The sequence below is a fragment of the Lutimonas vermicola genome (genome assembly GCF_038433205.1).
Classification (GTDB): domain Bacteria; phylum Bacteroidota; class Bacteroidia; order Flavobacteriales; family Flavobacteriaceae; genus Lutimonas; species Lutimonas vermicola.
In genome coordinates this window covers 150,446-166,545 of the sequence record NZ_JBCDNA010000002.1, presented here as the reverse complement: position 1 = coordinate 166,545, position 16,100 = coordinate 150,446, and the positions used below count along the sequence as shown (strand labels likewise).

General features: G+C 39.9%; 13 protein-coding genes and 1 other RNA gene. 4 read left to right on the top strand and 10 right to left on the bottom strand.

From position 1 onward, the window contains the following. Positions 1 to 7: 7 nt before the first annotated feature. The 4 genes from AABB81_RS08135 to AABB81_RS08120 all read right to left on the bottom strand — a co-directional run bounded on the left by AABB81_RS08135 (position 8) and on the right by AABB81_RS08120 (position 5,229). Positions 8 to 1,837 carry an ABC transporter ATP-binding protein gene (locus AABB81_RS08135; RefSeq protein ID WP_342159837.1) on the bottom strand — a complete coding sequence of 610 codons (1,830 nt, stop codon included), beginning with the start codon at positions 1,835 to 1,837 and terminating at the stop codon, positions 8 to 10. Positions 1,838 to 1,862: 25 nt separating this feature from the next. Further along, the gene (locus tag AABB81_RS08130; protein ID WP_342159836.1) at positions 1,863 to 3,587 is read right to left on the bottom strand and encodes a phospho-sugar mutase; all 1,725 of its coding nucleotides are present in this window, start codon (positions 3,585 to 3,587) and stop codon (positions 1,863 to 1,865) included. A gap of 141 nt (positions 3,588 to 3,728) precedes the next feature. After that, a complete protein-coding gene (locus tag AABB81_RS08125) occupies positions 3,729 to 4,685 on the bottom strand; it encodes a glycosyltransferase family 2 protein (protein ID WP_342159835.1) in 957 nt (318 codons plus the stop codon). A gap of 16 nt (positions 4,686 to 4,701) precedes the next feature. Next, positions 4,702 to 5,229, bottom strand: a complete 528-nt coding sequence (locus tag AABB81_RS08120) for a DUF4199 domain-containing protein (RefSeq protein ID WP_342159833.1) — start codon at positions 5,227 to 5,229, stop codon at positions 4,702 to 4,704. Between the two features lie 125 nt (positions 5,230 to 5,354). Here AABB81_RS08120 and ffs point away from each other — a divergent pair. Together ffs and AABB81_RS08110 are read left to right on the top strand one after the other, a co-directional pair. Beyond that, an RNA gene (ffs, locus tag AABB81_RS08115) (signal recognition particle sRNA small type) lies at positions 5,355 to 5,453 on the top strand. Positions 5,454 to 5,540: 87 nt separating this feature from the next. Continuing rightward, positions 5,541 to 6,341 carry an SDR family oxidoreductase gene (locus AABB81_RS08110; RefSeq protein ID WP_342159831.1) on the top strand — a complete coding sequence of 267 codons (801 nt, stop codon included), beginning with the start codon at positions 5,541 to 5,543 and terminating at the stop codon, positions 6,339 to 6,341. Positions 6,342 to 6,347: 6 nt separating this feature from the next. On the opposite strand, the gene AABB81_RS08105 is transcribed toward AABB81_RS08110, so the two are convergent. From AABB81_RS08105 to AABB81_RS08095, 3 genes are all read right to left on the bottom strand, one after another. Then, positions 6,348 to 7,037, bottom strand: a complete 690-nt coding sequence (locus AABB81_RS08105) for a nitroreductase family protein (protein WP_342159830.1) — start codon at positions 7,035 to 7,037, stop codon at positions 6,348 to 6,350. Between the two features lie 152 nt (positions 7,038 to 7,189). Next, the gene (locus AABB81_RS08100; protein ID WP_342159828.1) at positions 7,190 to 7,831 is read right to left on the bottom strand and encodes a peroxiredoxin; all 642 of its coding nucleotides are present in this window, start codon (positions 7,829 to 7,831) and stop codon (positions 7,190 to 7,192) included. A gap of 80 nt (positions 7,832 to 7,911) precedes the next feature. Then, on the bottom strand, positions 7,912 to 8,517 hold the full coding sequence (locus tag AABB81_RS08095) for a carboxymuconolactone decarboxylase family protein (protein WP_342159826.1): 606 nt from the start codon (positions 8,515 to 8,517) through the stop codon (positions 7,912 to 7,914). 174 nt (positions 8,518 to 8,691) lie between these two features. On the opposite strand from AABB81_RS08095, the gene fsa reads away from it, so the two are divergent. Together fsa and AABB81_RS08085 are read left to right on the top strand one after the other, a co-directional pair. Further along, positions 8,692 to 9,354: a fructose-6-phosphate aldolase gene (gene fsa / locus AABB81_RS08090; protein WP_342159825.1), complete on the top strand. Its 663-nt coding sequence runs from the start codon at positions 8,692 to 8,694 to the stop codon at positions 9,352 to 9,354. Between the two features lie 154 nt (positions 9,355 to 9,508). Next, positions 9,509 to 10,294, top strand: coding sequence for a carboxylesterase family protein (locus tag AABB81_RS08085; protein ID WP_342159824.1), 786 nt, complete (start codon positions 9,509 to 9,511; stop codon positions 10,292 to 10,294). A 56-nt stretch (positions 10,295 to 10,350) separates the two neighbouring features. Here the strand turns inward: AABB81_RS08085 and AABB81_RS08080 are convergent, their stop codons facing one another. From AABB81_RS08080 to AABB81_RS08070, 3 genes are all read right to left on the bottom strand, one after another. Further along, positions 10,351 to 13,119 (bottom strand): T9SS type B sorting domain-containing protein, encoded by a 2,769-nt coding sequence (locus AABB81_RS08080; RefSeq protein ID WP_342159822.1) that lies wholly within the window; start codon positions 13,117 to 13,119, stop codon positions 10,351 to 10,353. A gap of 112 nt (positions 13,120 to 13,231) precedes the next feature. Next, the gene (uvrB, locus tag AABB81_RS08075; RefSeq protein ID WP_342159821.1) at positions 13,232 to 15,223 is read right to left on the bottom strand and encodes an excinuclease ABC subunit UvrB; all 1,992 of its coding nucleotides are present in this window, start codon (positions 15,221 to 15,223) and stop codon (positions 13,232 to 13,234) included. A gap of 31 nt (positions 15,224 to 15,254) precedes the next feature. Continuing rightward, a complete protein-coding gene (locus tag AABB81_RS08070) occupies positions 15,255 to 16,091 on the bottom strand; it encodes an ABC transporter permease (protein WP_342159820.1) in 837 nt (278 codons plus the stop codon). Between the last annotated feature and the right edge of the window lie 9 nt (positions 16,092 to 16,100).

Genomic DNA, 16,100 nt, shown 5'->3' with positions numbered 1-16,100 from the left:
TTTAATTTCACGAATTCAATGATTGCATTTTGACCAGGTTATAATAGACTCCTTCCTTTTTTAACAATTCATCATTTTTTCCCATTTCTACAATCTGTCCTTTTTGCATCACTACGATCAAATCTGCATTTTGAATGGTTGATAGCCTATGAGCAATTACTATTGACGTCCTGTTTTTCATCATTTTTTCAATAGCATCCTGAACGAGTCTTTCTGACTCCGTATCGAGTGCAGAAGTTGCCTCATCCAGTATCATGATTGGAGGGTTTCTAAGCACTGCACGAGCAATACTCAAGCGCTGTTTTTGTCCACCTGATAATTTATTGCCACTGTCTCCTATATTCGTGTCATAAGCTTTAGGAAGATCTTTGATAAACTCATGGGCGTTGGCAACGGTGGCAGCTGCTAAAATTTCTTCATCTGTTTTGTCGGTAACCCCTAAAAGTATATTGTTCTTAATCGTGTCATTGAACAAAATCGAATCTTGGGAAACCAACCCCTGTAAAGCTCTCAAGGATTTTTTTGTGATGTCACGAACGTCTACCCCATCAACTTTTATGCTTCCTTCATTGACGTCATAAAACCTTGAGATTAAATTGGCAATCGTTGATTTACCACTACCTGATTGCCCTACGAAGGCCACTGTTTTACCTTTTGGAATCTCTAATGAAAAATCCTTTAACACATAATCATCTTCATATTTAAAGGAAATATTTTCGAGGGAAATAGTCGCATTGAAATCTTCTTTAACAATGGCAGTATCTTTATCCTTTAAAGGAGAGACGGTATTTAAAATCTCCAAGACACGTTCTGCGGCGGCATCGCCCTTTTTTACGCCATAAACCGCTTTAGAGATCGCCTTTGCCGGGGTAAGGATATTATAGGCTAAACCCATATAAACAATAAAGGCATCAGGCGCCAATGTCTTTTCAACGAGTACAAGGGAGCCACCGTACCATAATAAAATGGCGATTACTCCTATACCTAAAAATTCACTCATTGGAGAAGCTAGGTTCTGCCTGTTTAGCAATGAATTTGAAAAAGCATAAAACCTTGACGTTGAGGCCCGAAATTTTGAGTTGAAATAACCTTCTGCATTGAATCCTTTAATAACCCTCAGTCCGCCAAGTGTTTCTTCAAGTATTGATAAGAAATACCCCTGCTCTTTTTGAACGCTGTCTGATTTTTTTTTCAAGGATTTCCCAACCAGCGAAATGACATATCCTGATATTGGAATAAAAATAAAAACAAACAAGGTGAGTTGCGGGCTTAAAGCAAGCATGGCTATAATTGTAAAAATAATCGTTAAAGGCTCTCTAACGATCAGTTCCAAAATTGATAAAAATGAATGCTGGATTTCCAGTACATCAGTTGAGATCCTGGCAATTAAATCACCTTTCCTCTTTTCAGAAAAATAAGAAAGAGGTAAGTCCACCGTTTTTTCATAGAGGTCATTTCTTAAGTCCTTGAGCACTCCATTGCGCAAAAAAGTGATAAAAAACATGGCCAGATAGCCAAAGATGTTTTTCAGCAAAAAGGTCGCGATGATTAGGATAATCATAAACAATAGGGCCTTTAATTCACCTTCATTGTTTACTTTTTGAGTAATAAAATAGTTGATGTAATTTTCTATATAATCACCAAGTTTTGAAATTCCTGCATAAACAGGTGGCGCACTTACGGGTTGGGAACTTTTGAACAAAACCTTTAACATAGGCATCAGTGATACAAATGCCAGGGTTCCGAATAAGGCATAAAATATATTACTGATGATATTTAAAACACCAAACACTTTATAGGGTTTGGCATACATCAGAATTTGTTTGAAATATTTCATCAATTATTGTTGGTGGTTCAGGTGATTAATTCAGCTTAAATTCTTTAATGATACGCTGAATCTTTTGATCCAATTCTGCTTCAACCTTCTTGGCATCTTTTGTGTCATCCAGTGCTGTATGAACACTAAAATAAAACTTGATCTTAGGTTCTGTTCCACTGGGCCTGGCCGCCATTCGGGTGCCTTCTGTGGTTTGGTAAATAAGAACATTGGATTTAGGAAGGTCTATGACGGTTTCTTCACCGGTAATCAGGTTTTTGCAAACTGAGGTCTGATAATCAAACAGGAAATTAACTTTTTCACCATGGATCTCGGTAACAGGGGAGTTTCTCATGTCGATCATCATTTGCTCGATTTCCCGGGCACCTTCAACCCCTTTCTTTACGACCGAAATAAGGTGTTCCTTATAAAAACCGTGTTTTTTATACAATTCCAACAGTTCTGCATAAACCGAACTACCGTTATTTTTTGCCTGAGCAGCAATTTCACATGCCAGGAGGGTACTCGAAACAGCATCCTTGTCTCTGACAAAATCGCCTACCATAAAGCCAAAACTTTCTTCACCGCCACCTATGAACTCTTCTTTTCCTTCAGCTTCCCGGATCATTTTGGCAATCCATTTAAAACCGGTTAAGCCAACTTTTGTTTTTACGCCATAACTGCTGGCAAGCTTTATGATCATCGGGGTAGAGACGATCGTGGAGCCAACGAATTGCCTGCCGTCAATCCTTCCTTCTTTTTGCCATTTTTTAAGCAGTGCGTCAACCAGTATGGCGAAGGTCTGGTTACCGTTAAGCAAGACAAGTTTGTTGTCGAGATCTCTTACGGCTATACCCAGCCGATCGCAATCAGGATCAGTTCCAATGACGATATCTGCTCCGATTCGATCGGCCAGGTCAGTCGCCATTTTTAAGGCTGCCGGTTCTTCCGGGTTTGGGGAGGCTACAGTTGGAAAATCGCCGTTGGGCTCTCTTTGCTCTTCAACAATATGTACATCTGTAAATCCAGCCAGCTCAAGTGTTTTCGGAACCATGGTGATGGATGTTCCATGCAGCGAAGTAAAGACAATTTTTAACTGATCGCGATGCTTCGTGTCTTTAAAGGTTGCATTGGCAACCGCCTCTTTGGCAAACTTTTGATCGATTTCTTCACCTATGATATGAATCAGCGAAGGGTTGGATTCAAATTTGATATCCTCAAAGTTTACCTTATTGATTTCATCGACGATCTCACCATCCTGGGGAGGAATAATCTGTCCGCCATCATTAAAATAAACCTTATAGCCATTGTATTCCGGAGGATTGTGAGAGGCCGTTAAAACGATACCTGCATCACAGCCAAGCTCTCTCACTGCATAAGACAGTTCTGGTGTTGCCCTTAAATCTTCAAATAAATAAACCTGTATCTCATTAGCAGAAAATACATTGGCGACAGACTGTCCAAAAAACTTACTGTTGTGCCGGCAGTCATAAGCAATAGCAACTTTTGGCTGTTTACCGGTAAATGTTTTTAAAAGATAATTCGAAAGACCCTGGGTATTTTTTCCTAAAGTGTATTTGTTAATCCGGTTCGTTCCGGCTCCCATGACCCCCCTCATTCCTCCGGTTCCAAATTCAAGGTCCTTATAGAATCTGTCAGTAAGATCTTTTGAATCACTATTGAGCAATTCCCGGATTTCATTTTGTGTTTCTGAATCAAAAGGCGCTTTGATCCATAATTTGGCTTTGTTGATTATTTCGTTGCTATTCATTGGTTATGGAAATTTAAGGAAACAAATATAAACTTTTTAAGGCTAATTTTCAGGATGTAACTACCTTCTCTTTTTTTTGGAATACCCTTAATTTTTAGCGTTATTTCTGTAAAAATGTGAAGGTAAAACTTGGTTTCAGGCTTATATATTTATCTTATCACTTATTGAATATCGCTTGGGCTCACTTTTTGACCTCAATATCAGTTCCCCCAGAAAACCGGCAAGAAAAAGCTGTGAACCAAGTATCATGCAAGTGAGGGCAATATAGAACCAGGGATTATCAGTAATCAAAATAGCAGGCTCGTTCCGGTACAGTTTCACGAGCTTTGAAATACCAATGAGGGTAGAAGCAAGGAAACCAAATATAAAAACAATTGTACCGAGGAGGCCAAACAGGTGCATGGGCCTTTTTCCGAATTTGGTCAAAAAATTGATGGTGATCAGGTCGAGGAACCCGTTGATAAAACGATCCATTCCAAATTTGGTGGTCCCGTATTTTCGCGCCTGGTGAATCACTACCTTTTCACCTATTTTGTGATAACCCGCATTTTTGGCAAGCACGGGGATATACCTGTGCATTTCACCCGATACGTTAATATTCTTGATCACATCATTCTTGTATGCCTTTAATCCACAGTTAAAATCGTGAAGTTCAAGTCCGGAAGTTTTCCGCGCCGCGGCATTAAATAATTTCGACGGGAGGTTTTTTCTCAATTTGGAATCATAGCGTTTCTTTTTCCAGCCTGACACAAGATCATAGCCCTCTTTACGAATAAGTTCATATAATTCGGGAATTTCATCGGGGCTGTCCTGAAGATCTGCATCCATGGTGATTACCACGTCACCGGCGGCTTTTTTGAAAGCAGCGTTCAGGGCCTGGGATTTTCCATAGTTGCGTTGAAACCTCAGTCCTTTCACCGACGGATTTGATTTTGACAATGACTCAATAATGGCCCATGACCGGTCATCACTGCCGTCATCAATAAAAATAAGTTCATATGAAAAACGATTGGATTGCATGACTTTTGCAATCCAATCGTGTAATTCCTGTAATGATTCCTCCTCGTTCAATAAAGGAACAACTATGCTTATATCCATCAATAATTGGAATTAATTATGCTTCTTCGGTTTTTTTCATGACAAGACCCGCAATTAATGAAATAATCAAGCCAAAGAAAAGACTTATAATCATTGTAAGTGTGAGGTTAGCACCAGTATTGGCAAACATGCCGGCATTTTTGATGGCACCTTCCATCTGTTCATCCGTTAGGTTTGGATATCTTTCAATGATCATTTGTTCCTGAACCTTTGCCATGTTTATAAAATAGTCGGGTTCGATCATATTGTAAAAAATAAACAAGTAAACAATATAGATTAAGGCCGAAATCAGTGAAATTCCCAGACCTGTCTTAATCGCCTCTCCGACGCTCAAAAATCCGGAATTCATTTCTTTTGCTTTTTTAAGCCCATAAACGATAATTGTAGAAGTCACTGCCAGTGAAAATATCATCAGTGACCAGTGTGGTTGATAGATGTCACCAATAACATAGTTGATTAACATCACTATAATAGATGCAAACCCAAGTATTGCACCGTAATTTAACATGATTGATTTTTTTGAAGTGTTTGGTTGATTTTCCATAAAAATTTTATTTAAGGTAGAACAAATATATATAATAATATGCATTGAGGCTTATGCCTATCCTTACAATCTAAAAAGTTACAAAAAAAAGCTTGTTTAATTGTAAAAGGGTAGTATTTTTGCATGGGCAAGTCCTGCACAACCAGCTCCCTTTGAATCCTCCAGGGCGGGAACGCAGCAAAGGTATTAGGTCGTAGCGGTGTGATGCAGGTAGCTTGCCTTTTTTTATTTTCTTTTTTTAAAAATAGTCTTTATATAGAATCCTCTATTTTGACACTTCAATATCAACTTTTTATAGCATCTTTGCATTTATGAGTAAGGTTATTTTAATTACAGGTGCTTCATCAGGTATTGGCCAAATTACAGCTGGTTTTTTGGCTGAAAAAGGATTTAAAGTTTACGGTACGAGCAGAAATCCTAAAAAAGCGGATCATGACTTTACATTATTAAGGCTTGACTTGCAGGATGTATCGAGTATAGAGGATGCCATTGGTAAAATAATTGAAACCGAAGGAAGGATAGACGTATTGATCAACAATGCAGGAATGGGGATCACCGGCCCAATTGAAGAGACGCCAACCGAAGAAATGAAAAGGGCTTTTGACACTAATTTTTTTGGGGCGATTGAGGTGATGAAATGCGTTATCCCTCATATGAGAAAGCAAAATGAAGGCCTGATTATCAACGTGACTTCTATCGCCGGTTATATGGGACTTCCTTTCAGGGGAATTTATTCTGCCGCAAAGGGAGCACTGGAAATCTTGACTGAGACCTTGAGCATGGAGTTGAAACAGTTCAATATCAAGGTGACCAATATTGCTCCTGGTGATATTGCTACTGATATCGCTTCGGGAAGGTTCCATACACCCGTTTTTAAAGGATCTCCTTATGCCGGGATTTACAAAAATAACCTCGATTTAATGGATGAGCACGTGGATAAAGGGAAGGACCCGATTCTTATGGCGCGTCAAATCTACCACATCATTAACGATCCCAATCCTAAATTACATTATAAAGTAGGTGAATTCATGCAGAAATTCTCTGTGGTTTTAAAGAGAATTTTACCAGACCGCCTGTACGAAAAACTGATCATGAATCATTACGGAATGTAAGTCTCACTATTCGTAAAATACTGCAACCTGATCCAATTCTTTTCTCTTTAAATCCGGGACAAAAACAGGTTCTTTGGGGTATCCTACAGGAAGTAGCAAAAAAGCCCTTTCGTTATCAGGTCTTTTTAAAAGCCGGGTAAGAAACTTCATAGGGCTGGGCGTATGGGTTAAGGTAACCAGGCCGGCATTGTGAATAGCAGTGATCAGCATACCACAGGCAAGGCCGACCGACTCGTTTACGTAATAGTTGTTGCGTTTGCTTCCATCTTCCTCGTATTCATAAGCCCTTTTGCAGGCCACTATGATCCAGGGTGCAATTTCCAAAAAAGGTTTGTGCATATCTGTTGCCATGGGCGCAAGATCATTTTTCCATCGGTCTCCCATTCTGTTTTCATAGGTTTCTTTTTCCTCCGCCTCCGCCGCAAGTCTTATCTGATGTTTGAGGTTGCCATTTGAAATGGCGCAAAAAGTCCAGGGTTGTTTATGAGCCCCGGAAGGTGCAGTTGAAGCTGTTTTTATAATATTTTCAATAACTTTTTTTGGTACTTCCTGATCACTGAATTCCCTGATTGACCTGCGTTTGTCCATCCAATGGTAAAAAGCTTCACTTTTCTGCAGCATGTCATCAGGGCTAAAAGATTCATGTTTATACTCAATATGGCGAAAGCCGTGGATATTAATTTCTTTTTTATTCATGATTTTCAATTTGAAAGCTATTTCAGGCAGTGATTCAGAAGCAAGCGTAAGAAATTTAAGTTTTGACAAAGCAAGATATGAATTTAGAGCATAGTATCCGATTAATGATGTGCAGGGTATAAAAAAAGGGCCCTTTTTCAGGGCCCTTTCATTTAATTTAAATTTGGCTGTGGTGTCAGTCTCAGGTAGGGTTTGACCTCGGTGTAGCCTTTAGGGAATAATTTAGGAATTTCCTCCTTGGTCACAGATGGCACAATGACGCAATCTTCGCCATATTGCCAGTTTGCAGGGGTTGCCACTTTTTCATATGCCGTTAACTGAAGCGAATCAATCACCCTGAGCAGTTCGTCAAAATTTCTCCCTGTTGAAGCCGGATAGGTTATAATAAGTTTAATTGTTTTGTCGGCGCCGATAACAAAAACTGATCGTACTGTAAACTTGGCGCTGGCATTGGGATGTATCATGTCATATAATTCAGAAACCTTTCTGTCTTCATCTGCGATGATCGGGAAATTTACAGTGGTATGCTGAGTTTCATTGATGTCTTTTATCCAGTCATCATGAGATTCGAGCCCATCAACGCTTAAAGCCATCACCTTGACATTCCGCTTGTCAAATTCTTTTTTGTATTTAGCGACTGTACCCAATTCGGTTGTACAAACCGGAGTGTAATCCGCGGGATGAGAGAATAAAACTCCCCAGCTGTCACCTAACCATTCATGAAAATTAATGTCACCTTCTGTGGTTTTTGCAGTAAAATCAGGAGCCACATCTCCAAGTCTAATTGTTCCCATGTTCAATACTTTAAAATTCATATCTAAGTTACGAATTTTGTTAAAGACCAATTATGAAAAAATGTTAAGTTTTGACCCGTTTAGTCGTGGTTCCAGTTCTCGGGATCATCACTATTGTTTGGTGACAATCCAAGAACATCGCCCTCTGTATGCACACCGAGTCCTAATACGGTTCGATTGGCATAATTAAAATAGCCCACTACCTGATTGACCTCAAGGATTTCGGCATCAGAAAAATTCACTGCCCTTAATCGGTAAATATCATTTTTATTGATCTTTCTCGGATTCATTGTAAGCAAATGGGCATACACAATGCCTTCAAACCATTTTTTGTCAAAAAACTCCTGAAGCGTGTTTTTTTTAATGGCAATCATGAAATTCTCAGATTTTTTTTGATCATTCCAAAGCCTTTTTAAGCCTGTAAAATGATGGTCTACACAATAGTCACAATGGTTTAAATAACTCACATAAATACCAACGGCTTCAAGGTACCATTTAGGAAGCGTGTTATTGCTGTTGTGGATTACATTTTTATACAATGCCATATGGCCTAAAAGTGTATGAGGCCTCAGACTGTGTGCCATGAGGATATTGTCAACTTTATTCCCGGGCCCACTTACCCGATCATATATTTTTCTCAATGAACTATCTGCGTCTTTATAATTTATGTGATCGATCCAAAACATGTTTAAAAAATTGTTATACTGAGCGTTCGATATAAACCTCCATGCTCATGATAATTTTAATTTACCTGTCAGGAATATACGAATTAATGCTCCAACGAATATGTTTTAACATACAATAAAGGACCAACAATGAGAGTTTATACATTATATTTTGTAAAAAAATAAAAATTAAGCATGAAATTTTTCATAGATACTGCGAATTTAGGACAGATTCGGGAAGCTCAGGCACTTGGAATTCTGGATGGAGTTACAACCAATCCCTCACTTATGGCAAAAGAGGGCATTACAGGTGCTCAGCAGATTGCCGACCATTATAAAGCGATATGTGATGCCGTTGATGGTGATGTAAGTGCCGAAGTGATTGCAACTGATTTTGAAGGAATGGTGAGAGAGGGAGAAGCTCTTGCTGCTTTAAATCAGCAGATTGTCGTTAAGCTTCCTATGATTGCAGAAGGGATAAAAGCCTGTAAATATTTTTCTGACAAAGGGGTAAAAACGAACGTGACTCTTGTGTTTTCAGCGGGGCAGGCCTTGCTCGCTGCAAAGGCTGGAGCTACATATGTATCGCCTTTTATCGGAAGACTTGATGATGTTTCCACTGATGGATTGGGTTTGATCTCTGAAATCAGATTGATCTTTGACAACTACGGTTATACTACCGGGATCCTGGCTGCATCCATTCGTCATACCATGCATATCATAGATTGTGCGAAAATTGGAGCAGATGTTATGACCGGGCCTCTTAATGCCATAAAGGGATTGATGAAGCATCCATTAACTGATATAGGTCTTGCAAAATTTTTGGAGGATTTTAAAAAAGGAAACCAGCCTGTTTAACACAGAACAATCTAGTTATAAACACCTAGTTTTAAGAGAGCCACAACCTGTTGTGGCTTTTCTTTTAACAAGATTAATTTTGGGATAAGGCATTTTTGTTTTAGTTTTAATAAAATTTACAAACTAAAAAAAGATGCAAAAACTAAAATTTTTTATGAAACCACTCTTATTATTGAGCCTGGTTTTTTTGATGCTTAGCTGTGGAGGGGGCGGTGATGACGGTCCTGATAATCCACCGGATCGTCCAAGATCTGCTCAGGATGTGATTGATGATTTCAATAATTTAACGATCAATATCGGAACCAATGACCTGGTTTTGGAGTCACTGGTCGAAGGGGTATTCTGGAATTTCCGGTTAATCGTTCCTGAAGGAGCCACTGCTGCAAATAAACGACCATTGGTGCTTAGATTGCACGGAGCGGCTCAGGCCAATTCCCCAACTGCACATCAGTCTACAGCATGTTTGGTTGAGCCCGGCTTTGAAGGAAAGGACGTATTTATCTTGAGCCCCAACAGTAATGGGGCGCTCTGGGAAACCCAAGCAAATATCCAGCAGATACTTGCCCTTTTAGATTTAACTACATCGAATTTGAATGTGGATTCGGATAAGGTAGTGATAACAGGATATAGCGATGGCGGCAATGGAAGCTGGTTCTTTGCACAGTTTTATTCAAACTTGTTCGCTGCCTCTATTCCAATGGCAACATCCTATGATACGTTCAAGAACCCTGGAAAGATAAACATTCCCTTATATGTGATCCATGGCTCTGAAGATGACCTTTTCCCATTGGAAATGACACAGGCATTTGTTGAAGAGTCAATTGCAGCGGGTTCTGACATTACCTTTGTTGTTGCTGATGGCCTCGTGCATAACGAACCCTGCACCTATTTAGACGAGTTTAAAGAAGCAGTCTCCTGGCTTGAAACAGAAGTGTGGTAGGATTTATATTTAAGATACAATAAGCATAAAAAGGCCGGATCATATCCGGCCTTTTTTTAGTTGCGTAGCAGGCTGAAATGTTTGATATAAGTTGTTGAGATGTCATCACTGTCTGTTACGGTAACAGTAAACCAGTAATCATCAGAAGGCAGCGTTTTACCGTTATAAGTTCCGTCCCAATGTCCATTTGGCGGAAAGGACGCGATTAATTTGCCAAACCTGTTGAAAATCTGAATATCAGAATAGTTGAAGTCTACAGGATTCAGGCCTCTGACTTCCCAAACATCTGCTTGTCCGTCGCTGTTAGGGGTAAAAAATTTAGGGAACCCAAAAATAAAAAATTTCTTCGCTACAATGTTACAAGATTTTCTATCCCTTATAAAAACGGTATAGGAGCCGGGCGGCAGTTCGTCGAATACCGGCTCATCTTGATAGGGCCCGAACGAATTATCCAGGGCAAATTCGAAATCTCCTTCAAATTCAAGCAGTACCGATGCCGTATGTGTGGTTCCATTTTCATCAAGCTCAATTGCTCTGATCACTGGAATGTCCACAGCTTTGATATAGATACTTTTGACTGTGCTGCAAAGGGATAAATTATCGGTAATTGTCAAATAAAACGTACCGGGAGCTTCGGCTTCTATTTCATAAGTCTGTTCTCCGCTTAGCCATTCATACGAATAATTTTGCCTTTCGGAAACTTCAACGCCTCCGTTTATTTTTATCGGGAAATCAGCCATACAGACATCGTATTCTTCATCGAGATTGATTCTGGGTAACGGCGGCATGTCAAGATCCATTTTGCCAATCCCAGAGCAAATATTGTCATTGGCCAGTCTAATATAGATTAACGACGGACTTCCTATATAATTCTCCGCCAGTGGCTCATATCCCAAGGCAGCATCGTTCATGGAAGCATGATAAGTCACTTCTGTTAAGGGTGACAGTCCCAGGTCTGTCAGTATTTTTTCTTTACGGGAGGCAAGGTCATAGATTGCAGTGCCATCACCCTGGTTGCATCCAAAAAATTTCTCTGCCACAAAATCAATTGTTTTTGTCGCTTTTAAGATTATATCGGCCACATTATAGCAATCAGAACCCGCTTGCACCACCTTAGCTAAAAGGGGTTCATCTGGAGTATTATTTTTGTAAAAATTAGGCAATGCTTTGATATTCAAACTATCATTTGCTAAAACATCCATGTCTGTGTAATAAAAAACATCTACTTCGCTCCCACGACCCAAACTAATGGGGTCATTGGCAAGTTGAAGGTTAAAAGTTGTAATGCCGTCTTCCGGCTCCTCATCGGTATCGCACTGAATCAATACATAGGGCTCAGGGAGGACTTCAATTTTTCCGACGATCTCAATTTTTTTGACCATCGGTTTACCATCATTTCCTAGCGCGTCAAGAGTCGTCAGACTAACTTCGTACTCCCCAGGGCTGGCATAGCGGTGGTAAGGTTCTGGATCTGTGCTGGTTGTGCCATCTCCAAAATCCCATAGTACGGTATCATAGGGGTCCTCAGAAGTAATAAAGAAGTGGGTCTCGTCTCCTATACACGTAAACTCAAAATCAAAAGTCAGTAAAAAGGCCGATGAAATAAAAGGTGGGAGTCCGTAGTTTGCATAACTACCAGAAGCCAGTGTAACTGCATTATCAATATAAGCCGCGTCCCTGCCGTTAAGTTCCGGTTTGGTGATGGCCGCCAAACTAGATTCCCCGAGTAACGCATCAGTTTTGTGTTTTGACCTGTATATTTTGCCGTCCAGGGCCAATTGAAGGGCACCTGCGAGCAAGGTTGTGGAATTGTGAATTTCAACTCTACTGCCGAGTATATTCTGACTCTCAAGGTCAAATTGATATACGTTACTGCCCTGGAAATATGAAATCCCCCGGTTGGTCACATAGGTATTTGTCGAAACATAGACTTTCCTTGATTTAGGGGAGAATTCCACCCCATAGGGATAGGTACTGCTGATCAATCGGGTACCGTTAGTGGATGTTTTACCCGTTTCAGGATCAAAGTCATATAAAAACACCCTTCCTGAAGTGCTGCTCTGTCCGGTAAAACTGTGTGCAATCGCTATTTTTTTTCCATTGGGAGAGAGCTTCAGGTATCCTATAGAAGACAAATTTACAAGGGTGGTGTTGGTTTTAGACACCACAATGGGAATCACGTCGTTGACCTTAGTTTTTACAGGCGTTTCGTTTAAACCGTTTTCATCGAGTTTAAAGGCGTAAAAAGTGTCGACAAAATAGGTTAGAATCCAATAGGATATGCCGTCAAAATGGAGGGTGGCTGAAATTTTTTCTGAACCTTTCCACTCTTTTTGTTCGGCATCATTTTGATCATAAGTCACCAAATGTATGTTTTTTGCTTCCGGAATCACGTCTCCTTTTCCATTGTTCAGATTCATGTCGACGATACTGTAGTTGATGCCGTTTTTTACCTCGCCAATCTCAAGATATTCAGCCCGGCTTACCGTAAAGACGTAATAAATGTTTTTGCTTTCCGGCTTGGGGACGATAATTGCTGCCTGGGTGCTTGATTTTTGCCCGAACAATCCTGTTCCGTTAGGCATCACTTCATGGTTTCTGTTCCAGATTGTCGAGCCGTCGGTATAGAATAGCAGGGCACCCTTCGCATTGGAGATACTGGCGCAACCTTCTAAAGTGTTCAGGTTTCCCTTTTGGGCAACCGGGGTTCTGCTGCTAAAATTCAAGCCGGCGTATTGTCCAAAAAACCAATTGGCGGTTTCTTTTTGCCCGTAACCAAAAGCAAAAACCAGGATGAACAGTATGGATAAATATTTGTTTTTCAAAGCATCAGGAATTGGTGTATTCTATCCGCAAGTTAACTAATTTTCAATAATTCTTGCAAAAATCCGATTATGATCGAAATAATTTACTTTTTGGATTTGGAAAGTCATGGGCTTAGTGCAAATGTTTTTGCAATTCCTTGATTTCATCCCTGAGTTTGGCCGCAATCAAAAAGTCCAGGGCTTTAGCTGCTTTTTCCATATTCTTTCTTGTTTCCCTGATTCTTTTCTCAATTTCTGTTTTGTTCAGATACTGTAAATCATGGTCTGTAGCCATCGTATTTGCTCCGTCATATTGATAGGTTACAAGCTGATTTTTGGTCAGCGAGTCATCAATGTTCTTTTTGATCTGTGTCGGCGTTAAATCATGTTTTTTATTGTAAGCCGTCTGTTTTTCCCTTCTTCTTTTGGTCTCATCAATAGTGAGCTGCATACTTTTGGTAATTCTGTCGGCGTACAAAATAGCCTTTCCGTTAATGTTTCGGGCAGCCCGACCAACTGTTTGTGTCAACGAACGGTGACTCCTTAAAAAACCTTCTTTGTCAGCGTCCAGAATTGCCACTAACGAAACTTCTGGCAAATCCAGTCCTTCCCGCAGTAAATTAACTCCTATAAGCACATCGAAAAGGCCCTTACGAAGATCTGTCATGATTTCTATTCTTTCCAGGGTATCCACGTCAGAATGGATATACCTGCACCTGATTTGAATCCTTGCAAGGTACTTTGTCAGTTCTTCAGCCATTCTCTTGGTAAGGGTTGTCACCAATATTCTTTCATCGACCTCGATACGCTGTTGAATTTCTTCAATAAGATCATCAATTTGATTCTGACTGGGTCTTACCTCTATCTCAGGATCCAATAAGCCTGTTGGCCTGATTACCTGCTCTACAAAAACACCTTCACTAAGTTGCAATTCATAATCTGCCGGAGTGGCACTTATGTAAATCACCTGATTCTGAATGGCCTCAAATTCTTCAAATTTCAGGGGCCTGTTATCCATCGCTGCCGGCAGACGGAAGCCATATTCAACCAGGTTTTCTTTTCTTGACCTGTCACCGCCATACATGGCGTGTACCTGAGGAATGGTAACATGACTCTCATCAATAAGCATAAGATAATCATCAGGGAAATAATCGAGCAGGCAAAACGGCCTTGTACCTGCTGACCTGCCATCAAGATACCTGGAATAATTTTCTATACCGCTGCAATAGCCCAGTTCTCTAATCATTTCCAAATCAAATTCTGTTCTCTCCTTTAGGCGCTTGGCCTCAAGGGGTCTTCCGGATTCATGGAAAAAATCGACTTGTTTCATCAGGTCATCCTGAATTTCATGGATGGCATTCTGAAGGACATCCGGGGAGGTCACAAACAAATTCGCCGGATAAATAGTCAACTGCTCGAAGGATTCTATGATTTCATTACTGATCAGATTAAAACTTTCAATTTCTTCTATCTCATCCCCGAAAAAGTGAATTCTAAAACCGTATTCTCCATATGAGGGATATATCGTAATTGTATCGCCCTTTACCTTAAAAGTTCCACTTTTGGCTTCCTCTTCAGTTCTCGAATATAAACTGGTGACGAGCTGATGCAAGAACCTTGTTCTTGCTATACTTTCTCCGACTTCAATTTCAATCACATTTTTTTTGAATTCAACAGGGTTTCCAATACCGTATAAACATGAAACCGAGGCCACCACCAAAACATCCCTTCTTCCCGAAAGGAGGGAGGAGGTTGTGCTCAAACGCATCCTTTCAATTTCATCATTGATAGACAGGTCTTTTTCAATGTACAAACCTGTGGTCGGAATAAATGCTTCCGGCTGGTAATAATCATAGTAGGATACAAAGTATTCCACTGCATTATTCGGAAAAAATTGCTTGAATTCAGAATACAATTGTCCCGCCAGGGTTTTATTATGTGCCAAAACCAAAGTAGGTTTTTGAACCCTCTCAATAACATTGGCCACAGTAAAAGTCTTACCTGAGCCGGTTACACCAAGGAGTACCTGGTATTTTTCGTTATCCACTAAACCTTTGACCAATTGCTCAATGGCATTGGGCTGGTCTCCTGTAGGTTTGAATTCGGATTCTATTTGAAATTGCATGCTGCAAAAATAACATATTCACAACAGAATTTTACAAATCACGGATCTTTAATAGATAATAGGAACCATAAATAAAAAGAAATGTCCAACCTAAAACAATGGCGATTTCAAAAATATCCACCCCGTGGTCGGCGCTGATATCCTCTCCAATTTGATTGGCCAGCGTTCTTACCGCATTGAGGCGGGAAAACGGCTCATCTATAAGGTTCCACATGGCTTTAAGAGGAGCGAATTGAAAAATATAGTCCGCAATATCAGTGCCCCTAAAAACATTCCATTTAAGAATATTATAGCCTATGGTTTCTGCTATAAACCAAATGAGCATGGCGCCTACGGCAAAAGCCGAACGCTTGATGAGCATTCCGAGAAAGAGGCCGAAGGAGAAGAATCCCAGCAGTTTGACAAAAAAGGCCACCAGGTATTCTAAATCAGAAAAGATGATAGAGATCTCATTGTAGTCAGAATAAATCATCCCAAGTACAAGGGAAACCAGAAAAACAAAAACAGTTGAAATAAGCGCGAACAAAACAACTGTATAGAATTTACTAAGGATAAATTCCTTTTTACTCAAACCGTCTATCAAATTCTGCTTTAATGTTTTGTTGGTGTATTCGTTGGCCATCATCGAAACGATCACAAGCAACAAGAAAAACTTAAAAAAAGCTGCTATAAAGGTGTTGAAATGCCAGATAAAAGGAAAATTAAAAATACCTTGTTCTGCCAGATGAAATTCAATCGGACCAATGTCAAATTTGATGGCTGCGATCAGCGCAATAGATGTGAGTAGCGCAAAATACGTAATAATCAGTATTTTACTGGCACGACTGTACTTGAGTTTGTGGATTTCAATATTGAGTAATCTTAACATGGTCTAAGA

Excerpts from the sequence above, each read along its gene's own strand:
- AABB81_RS08135 (WP_342159837.1), bottom strand. The coding sequence starts at position 1,837 with ATGAAATATTTCAAACAAATTCTGATGTATGCCAAACCCTATAAAGTG.
- AABB81_RS08130 (WP_342159836.1), bottom strand. The coding sequence starts at position 3,587 with ATGAATAGCAACGAAATAATCAACAAAGCCAAATTATGGATCAAAGCG.
- AABB81_RS08125 (WP_342159835.1), bottom strand. The coding sequence starts at position 4,685 with ATGGATATAAGCATAGTTGTTCCTTTATTGAACGAGGAGGAATCATTA.
- AABB81_RS08120 (WP_342159833.1), bottom strand. The coding sequence starts at position 5,229 with ATGGAAAATCAACCAAACACTTCAAAAAAATCAATCATGTTAAATTAC.
- AABB81_RS08110 (WP_342159831.1), top strand. The coding sequence starts at position 5,541 with ATGAGTAAGGTTATTTTAATTACAGGTGCTTCATCAGGTATTGGCCAA.
- AABB81_RS08105 (WP_342159830.1), bottom strand. The coding sequence starts at position 7,037 with ATGAATAAAAAAGAAATTAATATCCACGGCTTTCGCCATATTGAGTAT.
- AABB81_RS08100 (WP_342159828.1), bottom strand. The coding sequence starts at position 7,831 with ATGGGAACAATTAGACTTGGAGATGTGGCTCCTGATTTTACTGCAAAA.
- AABB81_RS08095 (WP_342159826.1), bottom strand. The coding sequence starts at position 8,517 with ATGTTTTGGATCGATCACATAAATTATAAAGACGCAGATAGTTCATTG.
- fsa (WP_342159825.1), top strand. The coding sequence starts at position 8,692 with ATGAAATTTTTCATAGATACTGCGAATTTAGGACAGATTCGGGAAGCT.
- AABB81_RS08085 (WP_342159824.1), top strand. The coding sequence starts at position 9,509 with ATGAAACCACTCTTATTATTGAGCCTGGTTTTTTTGATGCTTAGCTGT.
- uvrB (WP_342159821.1), bottom strand. The coding sequence starts at position 15,223 with ATGCAATTTCAAATAGAATCCGAATTCAAACCTACAGGAGACCAGCCC.
- AABB81_RS08070 (WP_342159820.1), bottom strand. The coding sequence starts at position 16,091 with ATGTTAAGATTACTCAATATTGAAATCCACAAACTCAAGTACAGTCGT.